Source organism: Ktedonobacteraceae bacterium, from assembly GCA_035653615.1.
Taxonomy (GTDB): domain Bacteria; phylum Chloroflexota; class Ktedonobacteria; order Ktedonobacterales; family Ktedonobacteraceae; genus DASRBN01.
Map to the genome: position 1 here is coordinate 247,174 of DASRBN010000025.1, position 18,846 is coordinate 266,019.

General features: G+C 56.5%; 16 protein-coding genes. 4 read left to right on the forward strand and 12 right to left on the reverse strand.

Translation table 11 applies throughout. From position 1 onward, the window contains the following. The first annotated feature begins 13 nt into the window (after positions 1–13). Positions 14–922, forward strand: a complete 909-nt coding sequence (locus VFA09_13720) for a LysR family transcriptional regulator (GenBank protein ID HZU68328.1) — start codon at positions 14–16, stop codon at positions 920–922. Between the two features lie 42 nt (positions 923–964). Here the strand turns inward: VFA09_13720 and VFA09_13725 are convergent, their stop codons facing one another. From VFA09_13725 to VFA09_13740, 4 genes are all read right to left on the reverse strand, one after another. Then, positions 965–1,741 carry a glucose 1-dehydrogenase gene (locus VFA09_13725; protein HZU68329.1) on the reverse strand — a complete coding sequence of 259 codons (777 nt, stop codon included), beginning with the start codon at positions 1,739–1,741 and terminating at the stop codon, positions 965–967. A 74-nt stretch (positions 1,742–1,815) separates the two neighbouring features. Next, the gene (locus VFA09_13730) at positions 1,816–2,736 is read right to left on the reverse strand and encodes a TIM barrel protein (protein ID HZU68330.1); all 921 of its coding nucleotides are present in this window, start codon (positions 2,734–2,736) and stop codon (positions 1,816–1,818) included. Positions 2,737–2,770: 34 nt separating this feature from the next. Beyond that, the gene (locus VFA09_13735; protein HZU68331.1) at positions 2,771–3,718 is read right to left on the reverse strand and encodes a hypothetical protein; all 948 of its coding nucleotides are present in this window, start codon (positions 3,716–3,718) and stop codon (positions 2,771–2,773) included. Beyond that, a complete protein-coding gene (locus VFA09_13740; protein HZU68332.1) occupies positions 3,718–4,515 on the reverse strand; it encodes a DeoR/GlpR family DNA-binding transcription regulator in 798 nt (265 codons plus the stop codon). Before VFA09_13740 ends, VFA09_13735 begins: the two co-directional genes overlap by 1 nt. A gap of 247 nt (positions 4,516–4,762) precedes the next feature. Here VFA09_13740 and VFA09_13745 point away from each other — a divergent pair, with 247 nt between their 5' ends. From VFA09_13745 to VFA09_13755, 3 genes are all read left to right on the forward strand, one after another. Further along, positions 4,763–6,424, forward strand: a complete 1,662-nt coding sequence (locus VFA09_13745; GenBank protein HZU68333.1) for an amino acid permease — start codon at positions 4,763–4,765, stop codon at positions 6,422–6,424. 84 nt (positions 6,425–6,508) lie between these two features. Continuing rightward, a complete protein-coding gene (locus tag VFA09_13750; protein HZU68334.1) occupies positions 6,509–7,375 on the forward strand; it encodes a BtpA/SgcQ family protein in 867 nt (288 codons plus the stop codon). After that, the gene (locus VFA09_13755; protein ID HZU68335.1) at positions 7,372–8,862 is read left to right on the forward strand and encodes an FGGY-family carbohydrate kinase; all 1,491 of its coding nucleotides are present in this window, start codon (positions 7,372–7,374) and stop codon (positions 8,860–8,862) included. The genes VFA09_13750 and VFA09_13755 overlap by 4 nt, the downstream gene beginning before the upstream one ends. A 276-nt stretch (positions 8,863–9,138) precedes the next feature. Here the strand turns inward: VFA09_13755 and VFA09_13760 are convergent, their stop codons facing one another. The 8 genes from VFA09_13760 to VFA09_13795 form a co-directional block, all read right to left on the reverse strand. Next, positions 9,139–9,942, reverse strand: a complete 804-nt coding sequence (locus tag VFA09_13760) for a nucleotidyltransferase family protein (GenBank protein HZU68336.1) — start codon at positions 9,940–9,942, stop codon at positions 9,139–9,141. Positions 9,943–10,095: 153 nt separating this feature from the next. Next, the gene (locus VFA09_13765; protein HZU68337.1) at positions 10,096–11,124 is read right to left on the reverse strand and encodes an iron-containing alcohol dehydrogenase; all 1,029 of its coding nucleotides are present in this window, start codon (positions 11,122–11,124) and stop codon (positions 10,096–10,098) included. Between the two features lie 29 nt (positions 11,125–11,153). Next, positions 11,154–12,506, reverse strand: a complete 1,353-nt coding sequence (locus VFA09_13770) for a neutral/alkaline non-lysosomal ceramidase N-terminal domain-containing protein (protein HZU68338.1) — start codon at positions 12,504–12,506, stop codon at positions 11,154–11,156. An 18-nt stretch (positions 12,507–12,524) separates the two neighbouring features. Then, the gene (locus tag VFA09_13775) at positions 12,525–13,475 is read right to left on the reverse strand and encodes a hypothetical protein (protein ID HZU68339.1); all 951 of its coding nucleotides are present in this window, start codon (positions 13,473–13,475) and stop codon (positions 12,525–12,527) included. A 200-nt stretch (positions 13,476–13,675) separates the two neighbouring features. Next, on the reverse strand, positions 13,676–15,310 hold the full coding sequence (locus VFA09_13780) for an APC family permease (protein ID HZU68340.1): 1,635 nt from the start codon (positions 15,308–15,310) through the stop codon (positions 13,676–13,678). A 218-nt stretch (positions 15,311–15,528) separates the two neighbouring features. After that, positions 15,529–16,566, reverse strand: a complete 1,038-nt coding sequence (locus VFA09_13785; GenBank protein HZU68341.1) for an iron-containing alcohol dehydrogenase — start codon at positions 16,564–16,566, stop codon at positions 15,529–15,531. Next, entirely contained in the window at positions 16,559–17,539 is a 981-nt protein-coding gene (locus tag VFA09_13790) for an ROK family protein (protein ID HZU68342.1), read from the reverse strand. The genes VFA09_13785 and VFA09_13790 overlap by 8 nt, the downstream gene beginning before the upstream one ends. Further along, positions 17,536–18,807 (reverse strand): hypothetical protein, encoded by a 1,272-nt coding sequence (locus tag VFA09_13795; GenBank protein ID HZU68343.1) that lies wholly within the window; start codon positions 18,805–18,807, stop codon positions 17,536–17,538. Before VFA09_13795 ends, VFA09_13790 begins: the two co-directional genes overlap by 4 nt. Positions 18,808–18,846 lie beyond the last annotated feature (39 nt).

Consider the following 18,846-nt stretch of genomic DNA (forward strand, 5'->3'; position numbering starts at 1 on the left):
GGATACAAAGGCGATGGATCTGCTCCAGCTTCGCTATTTTCAGACCGTTGCCCGGCTTGAGCATATGACGCAGGCAGCGCAAGAACTCTACATTTCCCAGTCCTCTCTGAGTAAGACCATTATTCATCTTGAACACGAGCTGGGTGTCTCGCTGTTCGATCGACAGGGACGCAAGATCCAGCTCAACCAGTATGGCAAAGCGTTTTTACGGCGTGTCGAGCAGGTTTTTGCGGCGTTGGATGATGGACAGCGCGAGTTGGCTGATCTGGCAGAAGGGAAGCAGGGGCAAGTGTCGCTCGCGTCGATGAGTATCTATCTCCTCCCTGGTCTTCTCCAGTCCTTCCGTGAGCGCCATCCAGGCGTCAACATCCGCATTTTTGGCTCTCCTCGTCAGGAAATGCTCGCTCAGCTTGAACGCGGAGAAATTGATCTTTGCTTCTCTGCCCCGCCGCTCGAACGGCCAGAGATCGAGTATACATCATTGATGATGGAGGAAATTCTGCTTGCGGTCCCGCCGGGGCATTGCCTGGCGGAACGCAAGACAGTCCGTTTGAACGAAGTTGCGCAAGAGCCCTTTTTAGCACTCAAACAGGGATATAGTCTGCGCAAACTTATCGACACGTGTTGTCAACAGGCAGGTTTTACTCCACATGTCGTGTTTGAGGGGGATGAGCCTATGGCGCTGTTGCACCTTGTCAAAGCTGGACTGGGTATTGCTTGTATTCCCGCGCTTGTCTGGAAGAGCGTCCCTGAGATAGCGGTTGCACGCGTCCATATCGAAGAGCCACTCTGCCAGCGTGAGTTGGCTTTGCTCTGGTCAAAGGAGCGCTACCTCTCTGTTGCCGCGCGTGAATTGCGTGATTTTATCATCACGTACTTTGCACACTTTGACCAAACCACGCCATTATCCGGAAGCTTCTGATTGAGAAGGCACAGGTTATTTTCTCCTTTTATCTTGCAAGGCTTATTTTGCTGTCCAGCCGCCATCAATAACGAGGGCCGAGCCGGTGACGAAGGCTGCCTCGTCTGAAGCCAGGTATAGAGCGGCATGGGCAACTTCATTCGGAAGTCCCATGCGTCCGACGGGCTGGCGGGCGTGCAACTGCTGGCGCACCTCGTCCTCATGTCCGGCGAAGTTGCGGGCGAGGTAGCCCTCGACGAAAGGTGTCTGCACCGTGCCGGGGCAAATGGCGTTGCAGCGAATGCCTTGTGTGACGAAGTCGATGGCGATCGAGCGTGTGAGGGCCAGCACCGCACCTTTACTGGCGCAATAGGGCAAACGCCGCTCGATCCCGATCATCGCCGCGACCGAGGCCATGTTGATAATGACGCCGCCCCCTGGCGATTGCGCCAGCATTTGTCGTACCCCTTCACGTGCGCACAGGAAAACACCACCCGCGTTCACTCGCATCACGCGCTCCCAATCCTCAAAGCTGGTTTCCAGCAGAGAGCCAACGTGGCTGATACCTGCATTATTAACCAGGATATCGAGCCTTCCTTCGCGCGCGGCGATCTGCTCTATGGCAGCCTTCACCTGAGACTCTTCGGCAACGTCCAACTGTTGTACCCGCGCGCTTCCTCCCGCTTCTTGAATCTCACCGGCAACTCGCTGCGCTGCATCTTCTCGAAGGTCTGCCAGCACAATATGCGCACCCTGCTGCGCAAAAAGTCGCGCGATAGATTCTCCGATGCCTGAGCCGGCTCCAGTCACGAAGGCGATTTTCTTTTCCAGGCGAAACATGGTCGTTCCCTTTCTTTATTGGCCGTCTCTACACCACTCGATTTCGCTCTGCCCTCTCTCAAGACACATTGGCTCTATGAACTGGCACCTGGACTCTGCTGAACGAGAAATCGCCGCCAGTATGTAACGCTCGCGCGTAATTCGTCCAGTACCAGTGTATCTGGAGCCTCGAAAGGATGGATAGGTTCGAGAAAGAGATAGAGATCTTCGTGCCTCTGCCAATGCGCAATGGCCTGTAGAATATCCCCGGCTTCTATTACACCCTGTTTGTTGTATGCTTCGGTAAATGGCCAGTGGTGGTCGTTCAGGAGGTCACTTTGCTGCAAGTGAATGATTGGTATCTGCCTCCAGGAAGCGGCGAACCAGTTTTGGTAGGTAGCACTGAGGGTATTCGTGCGTAAGACATGCCCCACGTCAAAGCAGAGGACAAGCGGAACTGCTGTGTCCAATTGATCGAGCCACTGCGCCTCGTCAAGTGTGTGTCCCCATTCGCGCTCCGCCGCCATATTTTCGAACAGCAGAAAACGCAAACCGTGTTGTGACGCGTAGTCGGACAAGGTAGAGAGATGCTCTTGCAATTCGGTCAGCAGTGCCGATTTACGTTCGGTATGCGAGAAATCTCGCACGCTAAACGCGCCAATGTGTCCACCTGTCCCCCAGGCGCCCAGGCGAGCGGTCACCTCAATCGCTCGCTTATACCAGCGCAGTGCGGCCAGGCGCAAACGCGCATCGGGATGCAGCAACTGGCTCCAGGAGTAGGCGGCCAGGCCGGTAAAGGTGCTGTGAATCTGGAGACCCCGCGCGGAAGCAACCTCTCTGGTCTCGTCTGCGTAGGCCTGGACTGCCTCCTCATCGAACAATGGATCGATCAGGTCAAAGCTGAATTGACAACAATCCAGTCCAAGTTCATCGTGTACTATACGCACCCACTGCTCCGGCTCTGGCCAGCGTTTGACGGCGAAGCAGGTATTGATGCCGAGGTGTATGCGAGACATAGGGCCTCCCTCCATGTTTAGCGCCTCAAAGGTGTTAACCGCTCACCATCTGGTAGCCGCGCAGCTTTCCTTTATGCAAGGTGGCGAGTACTCCATGCAGAACGCCCTCGCTAAAATCGCTGCCGGGATTTATACAGACGGTGCGCCCAATCTTGCAAGAGGCATGAGCCTCGTGAATGTGACCATGCAGGCCAAGCAGGGGTTGATAACGCTCGATGGCTGCGCGCACGGCTGTCGAGCCAACGGGTTTAAAGCGTGTCTGGCCCAGGTTGCTCTGCACCTTTAAATCGGCGTTGAGCTCCGGCGCGTCATCCAGCCCGCTTCCATAAGGAGGAACATGCAGGTTCATAACGAGCGCGTCAGGCCTCTTGACCCGGGACATCAGGGCATCAATGCGGCGACCAAGTTCATCTTCACTGCATTCGCGTGGCGTGTTCCAGGGGGTAGGATTCGACCAGCCGAGGCTGATCATTTCGCTCGTATCATCCAACATAACGGGGCCATCCTCGGGATTGCGCACGATGCGACCGGCGGCGAGCGCCTCCAGGACAGCAGGTGGATCATCGTTGCCACCCATGATATAGCAGCGCACGCCTGTACCCTCCAGGCGTTCATCCGCCAGCGCCACCCATTCCTCGAGGCGCGCTTTCATCAGGTGTTCAAAGAGGCTTTCGATCTCGCCCGAAGCAGCAAGCGCTTCTTGTTCGCTTTTGCGACAGCGATAAGGATACAGCCCCTTATCGGCAGCTGCCTTCTCGAAGGCCTGCACTTCGCTTTCTGATGACAGTTCAAGGCGCTGGCCGCGGACTTGTGTGACGTACACCCCCGGTCGTACCTCTTCAAGGAAGACCAGGCCTTTCCCCAGTATGTCGCCGCCCATGACGAGCACCTGCGCCTTATAAAACTTTGCCGCGTTTAAAAACTTGCGGAAGCACCGGTTGGAGCCATGCACATCGCTGGCGTAGTAGATTGTTGTCGCCATTACTTCACCATTTCTGATTCAGGTTCAGTCGTTCGCTGGCGCGCCAATGTGATTTGCGCGCCGCAGGCCCGGAGTTGATCGAGCATCTCCGCGGGAGCCGCTTCGTCGGTCACCAGATTCGTCACCATCGCTATGGGGGCGACAACAGCGGGAGCGCGAAGACCGAGCTTCCCATGATCGGCCAGCACAATAACGCGGCTCGCGCGCTCCATCATCAGCCGGTGAAGCGAGGCCACTTCATGATCTAACTCCGTCACCCCGACGTTGGGATCGACTCCTGCCGCGCCCAGGATGCAAACATCCGCGTAAAAACGGTGGAGCGTGGATTCCGCGATAGGGCCGGTCATGGTGAGTTCATCATTGTGCAGCTTGCCACCGAGTACGATGACCTGAATGTTGCGCGAGCAGAGCAGGCTGGCGTGCGAAAGGGAGGCTGTAATTACCTGCAGATGCGGATGGGGAGGAAGAAACTGCGCGAATTGGGAAGTGGTTGTTCCCTCACCCAGAAACAATGTCTGCCCAGGCTCAATCATCCGCGCTGCACACGCGCCGATCAATCGCTTCTGCGCGGCGTTCTGTAATGCCCGGCTGTTAAAGCCCAGTTCCACACTTTTGGTAATGTGGACGGTCGCGCCGCCGTATGTCTGGCGTAAAAAACCATCCTGTTCCAGCCGCTTAATATCGCGCCGGATGGTCATCACGGACACTCCCAGCTCATCGGCCAGCGCCTGGGTCTCAATCGATTGTAGCTCGGCCACCCGCTCCAGAATAAGCCTTCTCCGCTCACTCGCCAGCATAAGATGCGCTTCTCCGTCCTCTAACAAGATAGAACAAACAATTACATATATTCATTGACAGATCATGTTCTTTGCTGTATACTTTAGCTAATAAATTCTTGTATGTCAAGTATTTCCTTTCCTTGTAGTGCCTGGTGCATTTACGCTTGACATGTTCGGGTTTGGTTACTATACTCTCCCCACGTGGAAGCGGCAGGAACCGGACCTTTTCCCGGCTTCCTGATGGGGATTGAAACAAGGAGTCGACATGCAATCAGAATCTGCATCTTCCACGTCCTCATCCCTCTATGTGCGGCAATCATCGGGTCTTGTTCGTGAAGCATCGGTGATAGACGCTATTATTTTCAACGCGGTCTTCTCTGCGCCTGTGGGGGCGACCCTGGCTTTCGGTATTTTCTACGCGCTGGGATCGTTCCCTGGAGCCGACCTGGTGCTGGCGTTGCTGATCGCTTTCCTGGTCAATATTCCTGTCTGCATCATGATGTCGATGATGGCATCGGCTATGCCTCGCACCGGCGGCGACTACGTGTGGATCAGCCGTATCTTGCATCCGGCAGTTGCCGTGTTCAGCAATTTTTCTGCGGCGGTCTCCGCCTTGATTGGCGCGGCCTTCTGGGCGCGCTCTTTCGCGGTGCTGGCGGTCGGCCCGGCCTTGGCAGTGCTGGGCGCGGTCACGCAAAACAATAGCCTGATTAACGCGGGCAATGCTGTGAGCGGTAGCGATACCGTCGGCCAGTGGTGGACATTCGGGCTTGGTCTGCTGTTAATTATTATTCTCGCGGTGGCTATGTCAGCCGGAACGAAAGCATCGTTCCGCGTACAGAATGTGTGCTGGACGATTGCTAGCCTGGGCACCTTCCTGGCGTTTATCGCCCTGCTGATAAGCTCAAATGCGAGCTTCATCGCCAACTTCAATGCCTTTGCGCGGCCATTTACGCACAGTGCGAATTCCTTTCAAGCCATCGAGACCGCTGCCTCTAAGATTGGCTTTGTTTTCACTGGCGGGCATCAATTCTCCTCGACCCTGCCGGTCATTGCCATTATTATGACCTTCATGATGTGGAACTGGTGGTCGGTCTATATCGCCGGAGAACTCAAATCTGCCGGGAAGCTGCGCCGCCAGGTTTCTATCATGATTGGTGCGCTGGTGTGGGACTCGCTTTTTATGATTATTGGCGTATTGCTTCTCTACCGTAGCGCGACCGAGCAATTTATCGCCAGCATCAATGCCCTGGCAGGCACTACTACCTATCCGCTGCCGGTGCTGCCTTACTACAACTTGATGGCGAGTATCGCGGCCAACAATAGCGTCTTCGCGCTACTGATCGCGGTGAGCTTTGTCTTCTGGAACCTGCCGGCCATGTTTCCCAATACGTTTATGCCCGTGCGCACGATTTTCGCCTGGTCTTTCGACCGCATTCTGCCCGGCAAGCTTTCGGAGGTGAGCGAGCGCACGCACGCGCCGGTTCCGGCCATCATTACTGCTTCGCTGATTGTCACAGCCATCTTGATCTGGTCGGTACTCTCAAGTTCGTTCGCCACGCTGCTCTCTATGGGTGTGCTGGCCGGAGTGGTGACCATTCTTTGTGTGAGCGTGGCGGCGATTGTGTTTCCTCTACGCCGTCCCGACCTGTTTAAAAACTCGCCGGCGAATGTGAGGATTGCGGGTATTCCGCTGCTGCCCGTAGTTGCGGTACTATCTATAGCGGTGATGATTGGTCTGGCGTACCTGGTGCTTTCTTACCAGTCACTTGGCATTGCTACGCCTCAATTGGGGCCGCTGCCGGGCTTCATCTTTATGGGAGCTCTCATCGTAATCGGCCTGGTGATCTTCTATGTGGCGCGTTTTGTGAGGGCGCGGCAAGGAGTGAATCTCGACCTCATTTACAGCGAACTGCCGCCCGAGTAAATGCTAGCATCATGAAAAAGACGTGGTGAACGCCAGGGCGAAGATTCTTCGCTGTGCTCAGAATGACAATCAGGGGGCCAAAGCATGTCCAATGTGAATGGAAATGATCGCGCGGATACTTCAAATCGTTCGTTACTGGAAACCCTTTTCGGGCAGACAAAGCCGGTGATCGCGATGATGCACCTGCTGCCTCTGCCTGGGCGCCCACTTTATGACAGTAAAGCAGGAATGGCAGGCATAGTGGATGCGTTGAGGCGCGACCTGGATATCTTACAAGATGGCGGAGTGGATGGCCTGCTGTTTTGTAACGAGGGAGATCGCCCGTACAGATTTCATATTGATCGTGCGCCCATTGCCGCCATGGCAGCGGTCATTGGAGAATTGCGCCCGCATATCCGGCTTCCTTATGGCGTTGACCTTCTCTGGGACCCGCTGGCCGCCATCGCGGTAGCCCAGGCCGTGCAGGCAACATTTGTGCGCGAGGTCTTCACCGGCGTCTACGATAGCGATATGGGGTTGTGGCAACCGGATGCTGCCGCGGCGCTGGACTACCGGCGGCACATTGGCGCGCAACAGGTGCGCCTGTTTTTCAATATCGAGCCTGAGTTTGCGCGCCCTGTTTCGCCTCGCCCAATTGGTGCGCTGGCCCATAGCGTCGTTGTTTCTTCGCTGGCCGATGCCATTCTCATTTCGGGAGCCATGGCGGGCGCGGAAGTCAACCTCGATCATATTCGCGAGGCCAGGGCCGCTGTACCTGGTACGCCCGTGCTGGCCAATACCGGCGTGAAAATTGAAACAGTGCGTGACACCCTGGCCGTTTCCGATGGCGTCATCGTCGGCACAGGCCTGAAATACGACGGCTACACCTGGAATCCCGTCGATGCGGAGCGCGTTCGCCGTTTTATGGATGAAGTTCGTGCCGCGCGTGCTTTGAGTGAGGCACATCCATGATTGCTCGCTATGTGCTGGGTATCGATGTTGGTACAACTGCTCTGAAGGCGATTGCCTTAGAGCGCGAACAGGGTATCGTGGCGCAGGTCGAATTACCCCATGAGTTGCGTTCTCCTCATCCTGGCTGGGCGGAAGAAGATCCAGAACAATGGTGGGCAACTTGCTGCGAAGCCTGTCGTCGCCTGCTTCAAGTAGTTCCGCCGCGAGCCATCGAGGCGATAGGAATCTCCGGGATGGTGCCTGCTCTGCTCCTGCTCGATGCCTCTGGTACTCCACTGCGGCCCGGCATTCAGCAAAATGATGTGCGCGCGATTCAGGAGGTCGAAGAGTTACGTGCCGCCGTGGACCCGCGAGAATTTCTGCGCATCACTGGAGGTGTTCCGAATCAGCAAAGCATTGATACGAAGTGGCGCTGGCTGGGGCGGCATGAGCCTCAAGTTGTCGAACAGACTGCGCATATGTGTGGCTCGTATGACTTCATCGTCTACAGGCTCACCGGTCATTACTCACTGGAGGAGAACTGGGCTGTCGAAAGCGGCCTGTATGACGTAACGCGGCACCGTTGGCATCGACCCTACCTGGAACACGCCGGCATCGATCCCGCCCTGTTGCCCCCTGTACATGCGCCGGTGGAAATTGTGGCCGGGGTAAGCGAAGAGGCCGCACGATTGACGGGCCTCCTCAGCGGCACTCCTGTAGTCGCAGGTAGCGCCGACCATGTAGCGGCAGCGCTGGCAGCGGGGCTTACCCAGAGCGGCGATGTTTTGCTGAAATTTGGCGGCGCCGGCGATATCTTGTATTGCGATGCGCGCCCCGACCCCGATCCACATTTCTACTTTGACTATCACGATATTCCAGGCCTGACGCTGATTAACGGTTGTATGGCCGCTAGTGGCTCGCTGGTCAAGTGGTTTGCTAAAGAGCTGGCCGGTGGCACATCTCCACAGGAGCTGGATAGCGAGGCGCAGCTGGTAGAGCCGGGCGCGGGCGGAATTGTCGTTTTGCCCTATTTCCTGGGGGAGAAGACGCCCATTTTCGACCCGGCAGCGCGTGGTGTTTTCGCCGGCGTGATGTTACATCACACCCGCGCACATTTGTATCGTGCTGTACTGGAGGCAGTTTGTTACGGCTTCGCGCATCATTTGACGCTCCTGAAAGAAGCGGGACGGCCAATCCGCCATGTAGTGGCGGCTGATGGCGGGAGTCGCAGCGCGCTATGGATGCAAATAGCTGCTGATGTCGTAGATCTGCCCGTACAGGTAGTAGCAGGCCAGGCGGCTTCCGCTCTCGGAGCCGCGTACGTAGCCGCTATGGGGGTGGGTATGTGTACTGATTGGAGTGATATTGCTCGCTTTATCACGCGGGGGCCGGTTTATTTTCCGCAAATCAGTGCAGTGCAACGGTATCGCAAGGGTTTCGCACTATACCGGGACCTCTACACGCGTTTGCAAACCTATTTACCTGAACTCGGCCAGCTCGATTATTGATACCTGCAGGCTCTACCCTCTTTTCCAGAGAAAAACCGCCTGTCTTAAAAGGATGGAAGACCTGGTGTTGAAGACTATGCCTTTGCGAGCCGCTTGCAGTAAAGGTCCGCGTGCTAGTGGAAAGCCGTTTCTTTCTCGATGCTGGTATTTGTTCTCGTGGTGAGTGGGCTGGTCTTCATTGTTGGCTTTCCAGGCCAATCCCATTCTCAGTTTTGAAGCTTCAACCATCGACGCCGGACAAAACGGGTAGTACAGGTAATCGGAAATAAAGAGGTGTCAGCGGTTGACCTCTTCCGGCAGCTCGTACCAGGCAATACGCCGACCCGCTAGCGCGCGTATACGCCAGCCCGTGGATTTCGGCGCCTCCTCCATCAGACGCCGGATCGTCTCGATACGCTCATTCACAAGTGCAGCTTCTTCAGGCTCCAGCAACTCGGTTGCATGTGCTTTTATCTGCTCGAAGTTGTCATTTACTGTTGTAAACCAGCCCCAGTCTTGTCCGCACAACCGCGTTATGATGCTCACATCCAATTCTTCGCCCGGCTGCCTTGAGGATTCTACAGGCGGGAAATCGAGCAGCAGCGCGAGTACATCCTGGATATCCTTCGTATTCAATTGCACGATCTGAAGCTTGGTCAATAGCAGATCAGCGGGGCTGAGCGTCAAGGGATGGAGGTGGAGGCGCTGGTCGAGCGACAGCTTGTGGCACATCTCGAAACTGCCCACGAAGATATCCACCTGCCGCGATCTCGGCTCATCATAAAAGAGCAGCCGTTTTTCGCCATGCAGGGCGTTGAAACGACGATTGGCTGAGTAGCCGTTAGCGGTCAAAAGGCTGGTAAGAGCGCGAGTCTGCTTGCTGCCCACGACAAAATCAAGATCAGCATAGCTGCGATTGAGCGCACGATGGCTAGCATGCGGGCAGCACAGCTGTATGGCAACACCGCCCAGCGCGCGCAGCGTAATTCCTTTCTCTTGTGCCAGCGCAATCAAACGTTGCGCCTCTTCCTGCCCCGCCTCAAGCGTCGGAGGTTTTTCGTCATGCGAACTGCTGGTATCAGTATCGGGTTCTGGTTTCATCTTGTACCCTTTATATCGTGAAAAAGGACCTCTCACGTGTCATGCTGAGCGGTTTTTTGTTGGCTTGCTACGCAAGAACATACCCATGTTTAGAATGTTATACCACAAAACCCCCCTTTCCAAGTAACTGCATAGCCAGAACATCTCTTCACGTCAAAAATCCAGGGAAGCCGTGACGCGCTCGATGAAATCGGGGGTGATGCCGCGCTGGTGAATGATGCCGTACCAGCGCTCATCTGCCAGTGTGCGTTCGCGCAACGTCTTCAAGGCAGTGATGACATCGGCGCGGCTCAGCCCGTTGGCGCGGGGAGAATGCGGCAAGCCTACACGTTGCATAATGGCCTCGATCTCTTCAGGGGCATTTTCCTGGAGCTGGCTCATCAACTGAATGCCCAGACCGACAATCCAACCATGCACAAACGTGCGCCGTGTCAGATACTCGACGTTGTAGGCAAAGAAATGCTCTGGCCCTTCTTCAGCCCGGTAGTGGCCGAGGGGAATACAGATATCGTTAATTTCCAGGTAACATTCGACAATGGTGCGAATGCCCTCATCACTGAGGGTGCGAATCTCTTCCGCCGCTTCATCTAGCCGCCGGATGAGCCCCCGTGCGCGTTCCACAGCCTCCGGCACATAGCCTTGCGGTTCCTGCCCCACATCATAGGCCAGCTTCCAATCGAATGAGGCTGTGTGAATGGAGAGGATATCACCGCATCCGGCAATATTGAGTTCGGCAGGTGCTGTACGAATCAGGTCGTAATCGACCACTACCAGTTCGGGTGTGACTGCGCCGATATACTCCACGCGGCCATTGTTGCGCACTCCTACCGCCTGCGTGACATAGGCATTGGTGGAAACTATCGTGGGAATAGTGATCAGTGGGCAGCCCCGTTTCCACGCGATGTACTTGCCCATATCCATTGCCTGTCCACCGCCAACGGCAACGACAGCATCGCACGAGGGCGCTATTTGCTCGATCTGCTTGGCATGTTCCAGCTCCATATCCTGTACGTCAATCACCTTCACCGGCTGCGCGCCGATCTGCCCCTTGACCAGTCCCCAGGGAACGGGCATACTGGTGACGACATAGCGTCCAAACTGCGAACCGAGACCATGAACGAGGCCGCGCCCGAATTCCAGGTGTTTGACATTAGCATGTTGTAACTGTTCGAGTAGAGACATGGATGTTTCCTTTAGATCCTTCGTTGCACTCAGGATAACAGGTGATAAACGGCATAAAGTGCATCGATCATGGTCTGACAGAGCTGCTCGCCGGCCTCTGGCGCAACCTGTGTGGCCTCGCACTCATAGCCGCCTTCTGTATAGATGTTGGGCGTTGGCACGTAGCCGATGAAGCCGTTTGCCAGACCGAGTACCAGCGTCGTAGCGAACGGCGAATGCTCCCGCGCCTGCATACCATACATGCAGAAGAGTTCTGCCGGTTCTGAAACGAGACCTACGCTGATACCATCGCCTTTCAACCCGAATGCCGTGACTTCAGCAGGCATATAGGGCTGCCCCAGGTGCTCGCGATTGTAGAGCCGGTAGCGAGCCACTGCCAGGCGCATCTCGATATCCCAGGCCCGTCTCTCGTCGCCTTCCGCCACAAAGCGCCGCTGCTCCTCTTCCAGAAAGCGAATATACTCCTGTTGTCGTTCGGGTGAGGCGGCGAGATTGAGCGGCAGTTCCGTGCGGCGCGTCGCGGTTTGAATACGCACCTCGTCCCGGGTCTGTGTGCTCAATGCCACCTGAAGCGCCTCTGCGCCCAGAATCGTTCCCAGCCGCTCGGCGTCTGCATATGTTCCCGGATGCACAATGGAGTTCATGTCACCCTGCGCTCCGTTGGCGAACATCGCCACGGCATTTCCTCCCAGCACCCGTTCAAGAAAATTGACGGCGTAGCCAACGTAATCGGCGGAAATTTCGAGATTCGGGCCAAGCACAACCGGGTGACAGGCATAGCTGAGCAAAACTGCCAACACGCCACCTGTCGTAGCATCATCCACCCGCAACACGCCCACCTCGCGGTCGGTAATGCCATCGGGGTTTCTGCCCAGAAATGGCAAGCCGCGCAAGGTGCCATCCGGCAAGATCTCGCGCCGGTTGATGTTGATAAAGCAGGTGCCGCTTCCTGCTCCCACGCGTGCCGGCCGCTGCCTGCGCTCTGCCATGATGACCGCGCTAGCGATGAGGCGTGGCAGCAGGCGAAAATAGTGCTCGTCTGCCTGCCCCGGCACCAGGTCGCTGGGCGGAAAAGGGCGAACAATCGGCCCCGAGTGCGTATGCGTGCAGGCAACAATGAGATGCTCCGGCGCAATACCGGTTTCGCGTTCGACAATGGCGCGCACTGCTCCCACTTCCTCGTCATCCAGGCCGATCAGGTCGGTTGTCACGATGGCAACGGTGCGTTCGCCATCTTTGAGTACCAGGGCGCGGGCGTACAGGTCGTCATGCACATCCTGCGCTGTCTGCTTGCGTCCCTCCGCCGCAAAATACCCTGAAAGTGGGACTCCGATTGGTGGCGTGATGACCACGCGTGCCGCGCCTGCTTGCAATGTTTCCATAGCCTGTCTCCTTCCTGGTTATCCTTCTGTCAGCAGGAAATCCTCAATGCCTTTTCTGCCAATCTGTACCAGTGCGCCGCGCAGCACGCCTTCGCCATACTCGCTACCTGGATTGATGCAGAGCGTGCGTCCCAGTTTCACGTTGCCACGCGACTCGTGAACGTGGCCGTGCAAGGCCAGCATCGGGGAGTAGCGTTTGATGACGTTTGTAACTGCTGTGCTGCCTACTGGCACCATCTGCACACCGCCTGGCAAAACCAGGGGCTTCAAATTGTTATCGAGCTTTGGAGCCTTATCGAGCGGAGTATTGTAGGGTGGAACATGTATGTTGTAGATGGCTTTCGTCTGATTTCTCACCTGCCTCGCCAGCCCATCCAGCAACTTTTCCAACTGGTCTTCCGGCAATTCACGTGGGCTGTGCCAGGGCGTGATATTCGTCGTACCGCAGGAGATCATCTCGCACTCGCCTTTGAGCACCACGACGCGCTCCTCCGGATTCACCACCAGTCTTCCCCGATTGAGGATGGCATCGATAGCGACGGGATCATCGTTGCCCGGTGAAATGTAGCATTCGACGCCCGTGCCGCGCAGCCGCTCCTCGGTAAGCTCCATCCAGCGGTTGATGGACTCGCAGGCCAGCTTCACAAAAAGCTCCTCAACTTTCCCCTGATCCTCACTCAGTGCGGCCACTTCCTCCGGCGTGAGCAGCGCCGGATAGTAGCCAGCATCCCGTAGCTGTTTCTGTGCGTTGACCAGCTCGCTCCCACTGACCTGGTGCTCTTCGCCATGCCAGCGAAAGCTGTAGGTACCGGAATCGCCCTCCACGATAGGCATGATCAACTTCCCCGTAATATCGCCACCCAACACAAGAACATCTGCCTTATAAAACTTTGCCGCGTTGATGAACTTGCGGAAGCACACATCCGACCCGTGAATATCGGTCACGAAATACAAACGAAAACCGCTCATAAAGAATCTTCCTTCCTATCCATCGCCTCCATCACAATGCCCGGTCCGCCAGATTACTCCATAACCTCACCACCCAGGACGACCACAAGAATTGCCTCTACTCTCTATGACCCCTTGCTGGCACATTCGCGCCGGCAAGCGGTGGATGGTAGAGCCAACTCTTGCGGTTGACCAGGTGGGGGGATGACCTGGCCTATGGTCTATTCTGGCGGAATATCCTTATACGCCTGCGCTATATCCAGCTGCCGGGTGCTCCTATTGATGAAGCGCGACACGAAGTAGAGCAGGGCGGGAATAATGATGCCAAGAGCAGTGAAGAAGACACCTTTCAAGAAAGTCGGGTCAAGCACGTTCGAGCTACCACCGAAAGCCGGGGAGGTGAAAGCGATGTAGCAGAGCACACCGTTCACAATCATCGAGAGCGCCCCCCAGATCGAGATGGCCGGTACGCCTAGAAAACGAGCACGCACGAAACCCGGAGCTTTCTCGAAGATGTCTGGCCGGCGGAAAGGAAAGATCACCGCCGCGAAGGAGATGATAATCCCGACCAGCGCGCTGAAGGCTGCCAGGCCAAGCAACTGCCCGAAGTAGTTCGTCTTGATCGTAATCAGGGTGAACAGTTCGATGACGATAGCTACAATCACCGTCGCGATGACCGGGGAGTGGAGTCGCTCGTTCACATCGGCCAGCCTGCCTGGTAGCAGCCGGTCGAATGACCAGGCGAAGAGGTTGCGCGTGCCGATCAGCACCGCCGGGGGCTGAATCCAGAAGATGGCGGCCAGGAACGTCAGGGCAATAATCATATGGACAATTGGGTTCGTGGTCACGAACAGGCCGAGGGCGGGCATTACCGCCGGGAAAGGCAATGCATTGGAGTTAGGGAAGGCCAGTCCATTGGTAGCCAGCGAGCCGATAAAATCCTGCCCGTAGTAATGGTAGATGGCGAGCATGCCCAGGCTGAATCCGATGGCCCCACAGATCAACGCGGTCAGCATCGCCCGCATCACCGAGGAGGGAGCCTGCTTGATTTCACCGCTGAAGTAGCCAGAGCTCTGGAAGCCGTTGTAGCTCTGGAAGGCGTAAATAACGGCCTGGAAGGTGTTGAAGAACACCGCAGCGGGCAGGATTTTGTAGCCATTCTTCGCTGCCGTAGCGAGCACTGCCGCGTAAGCTCCATTGCCTTGACTGGCGTTGAACAGCGAGACAAAATCGCTGTGCGAGGAGGCAAAGAGCAGGATGAGCCAGAAAATCGTGCCGAGCATGATGAAGGTGAACAGCCCGAACATAATCTGGCGCACGCGCCGCAGGCCGAGCAGAAAGACGCCCAGCAGGATTAACGTGACAACCGTACCAACCGTGACGGCGCCATAGCCGGTAGTATCGGCGCAGAATGCCGCCACATTGTCCAGTCCGATGATGTGGAAAACCGGGGGCAAGAACCAGGTTGCCATCAGCAGGCTGTTGAGGCCGGCGCTGGAAAGCAGAATAAAGGTGACGAAGAAGTTGACCCCGAAGCCGATGGCCGGGTGCAACACCCGGCTGGCCCAGACATAGTCGCCGCCGGAGCGGGGCATGGCGGCAGTAAACAGGGCATAGACCATGCCAATGGTGAGCATGGCGGGAGCAGAGAAGATGAACGCCAGGGGCATGTTCGCCGCCGGAAAAGTTGAGGTTCCCGTCGCGAATGCTGCCACCTCCGACAGCCCGAGTGGAATGTTCAGAATCGCGAACACCATGATGAACGTATCAACCCACGAGAGTTCGCGTACCAGTCCTGTCGCCTGGCGGACAAAGACCGCTGCCGCTGGCCTGCCGCTTTCGATTGTATTTGCCATAAGACCTCCGAAGCTGTGGTGAAAGAACAAAACACTAAAAGAGATACGGAGACGAGCAACGATGTCGAGCTTGCCTTCATGGCAATTTCAGGAACCATATCTCAATGCGAACAGCCTCATGCACTCATAATGCCGGTATTTCAACCGGATGAGCGTACGAATTTACCTCCTTTCAAGCCTTTTTCGTCTCTTGAGCCTTACACTTTTCACATCCCTTCTTACTCACACTCAGAAGCAACTTGCCCGGCAAACTCGGGCGTGATCTGTCGCAGGGTAATCACGCTCGAGGGAAATGCTTCGGCTTCTGTATAGTGCCGCAGCGTCAGCAGCGCATGGGTGAATGCTTCGCGGCTGATACCCAGTTCATGAAGCCGCCAGGGACAGCGTACCCGCTCGATCAGCTGTCTCACCCACTGCACCCGGTTCTCCTGTAATCTCGCCATGACGTAGGTGCAGAGACAGATGAGTTGCCCGTGAACATAGCCCTGCCCTGTGATGTATTCGATGTTGTACGCAAGAAAATGTTCGGAGCCTTCCTCCGGTCGGCTGCTTCCCGTTTGCAGGCAAAGGGTATTCTCGCACACAAAGCTTTCCATGATATAGCGCAACGCCTCCTCGTCACAGCGCGAGATGGCTTCGGCCCATTCATCCAGTCCATCCAGGATGGTGCGGACCTGTCCTGCAACCAGGGGATCGTAATCATTGCTGCCATGCTGCCAGTCCCAGAGCGCCGTGTGAATGGAGAGCAAATCGCCAATGCCTGCCCGGTTGAGGTCTGCTGGAGCTTTGCTGATGACCTCGAAGTCGACGGCAATGGCATCGGCCACTACGAAGCCAATATAGCGCACGCGGCTGCCTGCTCGCACCGCAATCGTATTTGTCACTGCCGCGTCGACAGAAATAATGGTTGGAGCGAGCATCAGGGGGATGCCGCGTTTCCAGGCTACGTATTTCGCCGCGTCCATCGCCTGTCCGCCACCAATGCCCATCACCATCCCGATTGCAGGCAGCATACGCTCCATCTGCGCCAGTTCCTCCTGTTCCATCGAATGCAGGTAGATTACCCGCGCCGCATTGAAATCGGTAAATTGCTCGCGGGCACTGGTCCAGGGTTCAGGCTGTGTCAAGATGGCACAAATGCCACCGGTGGAATCCTGCTGTATCTGGCGTGCTGTCTCCACCAGAATGTTGTGTCCGTAGACCAACGATGGCTGCATGGCGCGTTGCAGCAGATCGACGGGAATGTGTTCAAACATGGCTTGCCTCCTCCATCCGCGCCGTAACCAGCAGGGCTGCTCCGCGCAGTGCGCTCTCGTCCCCCAACACCGCTGGAACGATGGAGACCAGTGAGCCGAGCGGCGGGATAGCGCGTGCTACAAAGGCTGCTCGGGCGTGTGCCAACAATCGGTCATTTGCTTGCACCACAGCACCGCCCACGACGATAATCTGGGGGTCAAAAGCGGATGCCACCGCTGCTAATCCAAGACCTAAAAAATCCCCTGCCGTTTCGATGATCTGCCCTGCTACGGCATCGCCTGCTGCCGTCGCCTGCATCACCTCGCTAGCGGTGAGTAGGGCGGGATTCTCGTGGAATGCCGACAGTATTGTCTTCTGGCCGCTCATTACTGCCTCCCTTGCCCTTGCCGCGATGGCTGAGCCGGAAGCTACAGCCTCAAAACAGCCAGCATTGCCGCAGGAGCAGGGTGGCCCATTTCTGTCGAGCGTGATATGTCCCACCTCACCGGCAAAGCCGTGTGCTCCACTATAGAGCCTGCCATCGATAATTATGCCCGACCCGATGCCTGTACTGATTGTCACATAGACGGCAGAATGGGTTCCGCGGGCTGCTCCCAGATGCCACTCAGCCAGGGCTGCACAATGCGCGTCATCGTCGATAGCAATGGGAACATCAAACTGGCGATGGAGCAGTTCAACGAACGGCACGTCGCGCCAGGCGAGATTAGGCGAGAAGATGACAGTACCACTCTTGCTATCCAGTGGTCCCGGCACGCTGCATCCGATGGCTTGCAGTGCCACTACATCTGCCCCAACTTCCCACAGCAATTCATTCAATATGGCTCCAGCACGTGCGATGACCTCTTCCGCTCCACGTGTTGCCAGCGTCTCAATGCGTCGCCGTGCCAGCAAATCTCCTTGCTGGTCGATCAGACCCGCCAGAATTTTTGTGCCGCCGATATCCAGCGCGCCGGTGAGCCGGGACGTGTTCATACCTCAATGCCTCCTGCCGGCCAGACCGCCTGCACCACTGCTTCGGCCTGCTCTATCGAACGAATTAAGGGATGGGCAACCAGCGCCTGTAAAGCCAGGTCGCGCTTCTGTTCAACAATGGCTGGTACGGCCAGCGCCTCATATGCTGCCTGTGCATAAAGCAAGGCCCGTAAGCCCTCTGAAAGCGTATCCTCCGGGATCGGCAGTGGGTGGATGCCGCGCCGATTAATATGGACTGGAACTTCAATCACGGTCTCAGATGGCAGCCAGGAAACCTGATCGTTGTTTACGATATTGACCACCCATATACTGTTGCGATCATTCACCATTGCGTCCAGCACCGGGATGATGATGGCGCTATACCAGAGGGCGCCACGCCTTCCCAGTATCCTGGATGGATCGTCTTCGGCTTCAGCCTGCTCGAAAGCTGCGAGCAGTTCCTTTTCCAGCTCTTGAAGCTGGCGGGCGCGTGGCGTCTTCCCCTGTTGTTGCGCCAGCATGCGCTGCGGGTGCAAGTAATAGCGCACGTAGGGAATGGGAATAGCGCGGGTAGCGCGGATATATGTGCTATCAACGCCCAGGTAAGGGAGTTGCTCAATCCGTTCAAGGGCCTGATCCATCAAGTCTCCTGCCTCATTATGGACACCGGTAATCCAGCCGAGGTGATTCATGCCCAGATAGTCGATATGGACCTCTTCACGTGGAAGCTTTACCAGCTTTGCCACATCCTCAGCCAGCGTCATCGGCGAATCACAGAGGCTGATGAAGCGCGTATCCGTATAACGGCCAGCAGCATGTTGAACTATCCCGGCGGGGTTTGTCAAATTGAGTACGACTGCCTGTGGTGCTACCTCATTGACCAATCGCAGCGCCTCAAGCACAGGGGGAATGGTGCGCAGAGCGTTGGCAAAGCCGCCCGGCCCAATCGTCTCCTCGCCTGCGATGCCGAGTGCCTGTGGAAAGGTTTCGTCGTGGGCGCGTGCTGCCAGCCCGCCGATGCGCACCTGGTTCAATACGTAATCGGCTCCTGCCAATCCTGCTCGCCAGTTTGTGGTAGACTCGACCTCTATGGGCGGATTGGCCTGCCTGACCAGCCTTTGACTGATCTGGCGTACCCGCTCCAGTTTATGTTCTGAACGGCCTGGACGCCCAAGCAGTATAACGCGCATTTCTGGCCTTGCATTGGCAGGCCAATGGAGCAGAGCATGGAAGAGTTCGGGAGTGCCTACACCACTTCCTCCCAGGACGGCAAGTGTGATTGGGGGCATCTTCACCTCCAGTGTTCATCCCGACGACAATGAACATGT

Coding starts and splice junctions, on each gene's coding strand:
- VFA09_13720 (HZU68328.1), top strand. CDS start 14: ATGGATCTGCTCCAGCTTCGCTATTTTCAGACCGTTGCCCGGCTTGAG.
- VFA09_13725 (HZU68329.1), bottom strand. CDS start 1,741: ATGTTTCGCCTGGAAAAGAAAATCGCCTTCGTGACTGGAGCCGGCTCA.
- VFA09_13730 (HZU68330.1), bottom strand. CDS start 2,736: ATGTCTCGCATACACCTCGGCATCAATACCTGCTTCGCCGTCAAACGC.
- VFA09_13735 (HZU68331.1), bottom strand. CDS start 3,718: ATGGCGACAACAATCTACTACGCCAGCGATGTGCATGGCTCCAACCGG.
- VFA09_13740 (HZU68332.1), bottom strand. CDS start 4,515: ATGCTGGCGAGTGAGCGGAGAAGGCTTATTCTGGAGCGGGTGGCCGAG.
- VFA09_13745 (HZU68333.1), top strand. CDS start 4,763: ATGCAATCAGAATCTGCATCTTCCACGTCCTCATCCCTCTATGTGCGG.
- VFA09_13750 (HZU68334.1), top strand. CDS start 6,509: ATGTCCAATGTGAATGGAAATGATCGCGCGGATACTTCAAATCGTTCG.
- VFA09_13755 (HZU68335.1), top strand. CDS start 7,372: ATGATTGCTCGCTATGTGCTGGGTATCGATGTTGGTACAACTGCTCTG.
- VFA09_13760 (HZU68336.1), bottom strand. CDS start 9,942: ATGAAACCAGAACCCGATACTGATACCAGCAGTTCGCATGACGAAAAA.
- VFA09_13765 (HZU68337.1), bottom strand. CDS start 11,124: ATGTCTCTACTCGAACAGTTACAACATGCTAATGTCAAACACCTGGAA.
- VFA09_13770 (HZU68338.1), bottom strand. CDS start 12,506: ATGGAAACATTGCAAGCAGGCGCGGCACGCGTGGTCATCACGCCACCA.
- VFA09_13775 (HZU68339.1), bottom strand. CDS start 13,475: ATGAGCGGTTTTCGTTTGTATTTCGTGACCGATATTCACGGGTCGGAT.
- VFA09_13780 (HZU68340.1), bottom strand. CDS start 15,310: ATGGCAAATACAATCGAAAGCGGCAGGCCAGCGGCAGCGGTCTTTGTC.
- VFA09_13785 (HZU68341.1), bottom strand. CDS start 16,566: ATGTTTGAACACATTCCCGTCGATCTGCTGCAACGCGCCATGCAGCCA.
- VFA09_13790 (HZU68342.1), bottom strand. CDS start 17,539: ATGAACACGTCCCGGCTCACCGGCGCGCTGGATATCGGCGGCACAAAA.
- VFA09_13795 (HZU68343.1), bottom strand. CDS start 18,807: ATGCCCCCAATCACACTTGCCGTCCTGGGAGGAAGTGGTGTAGGCACT.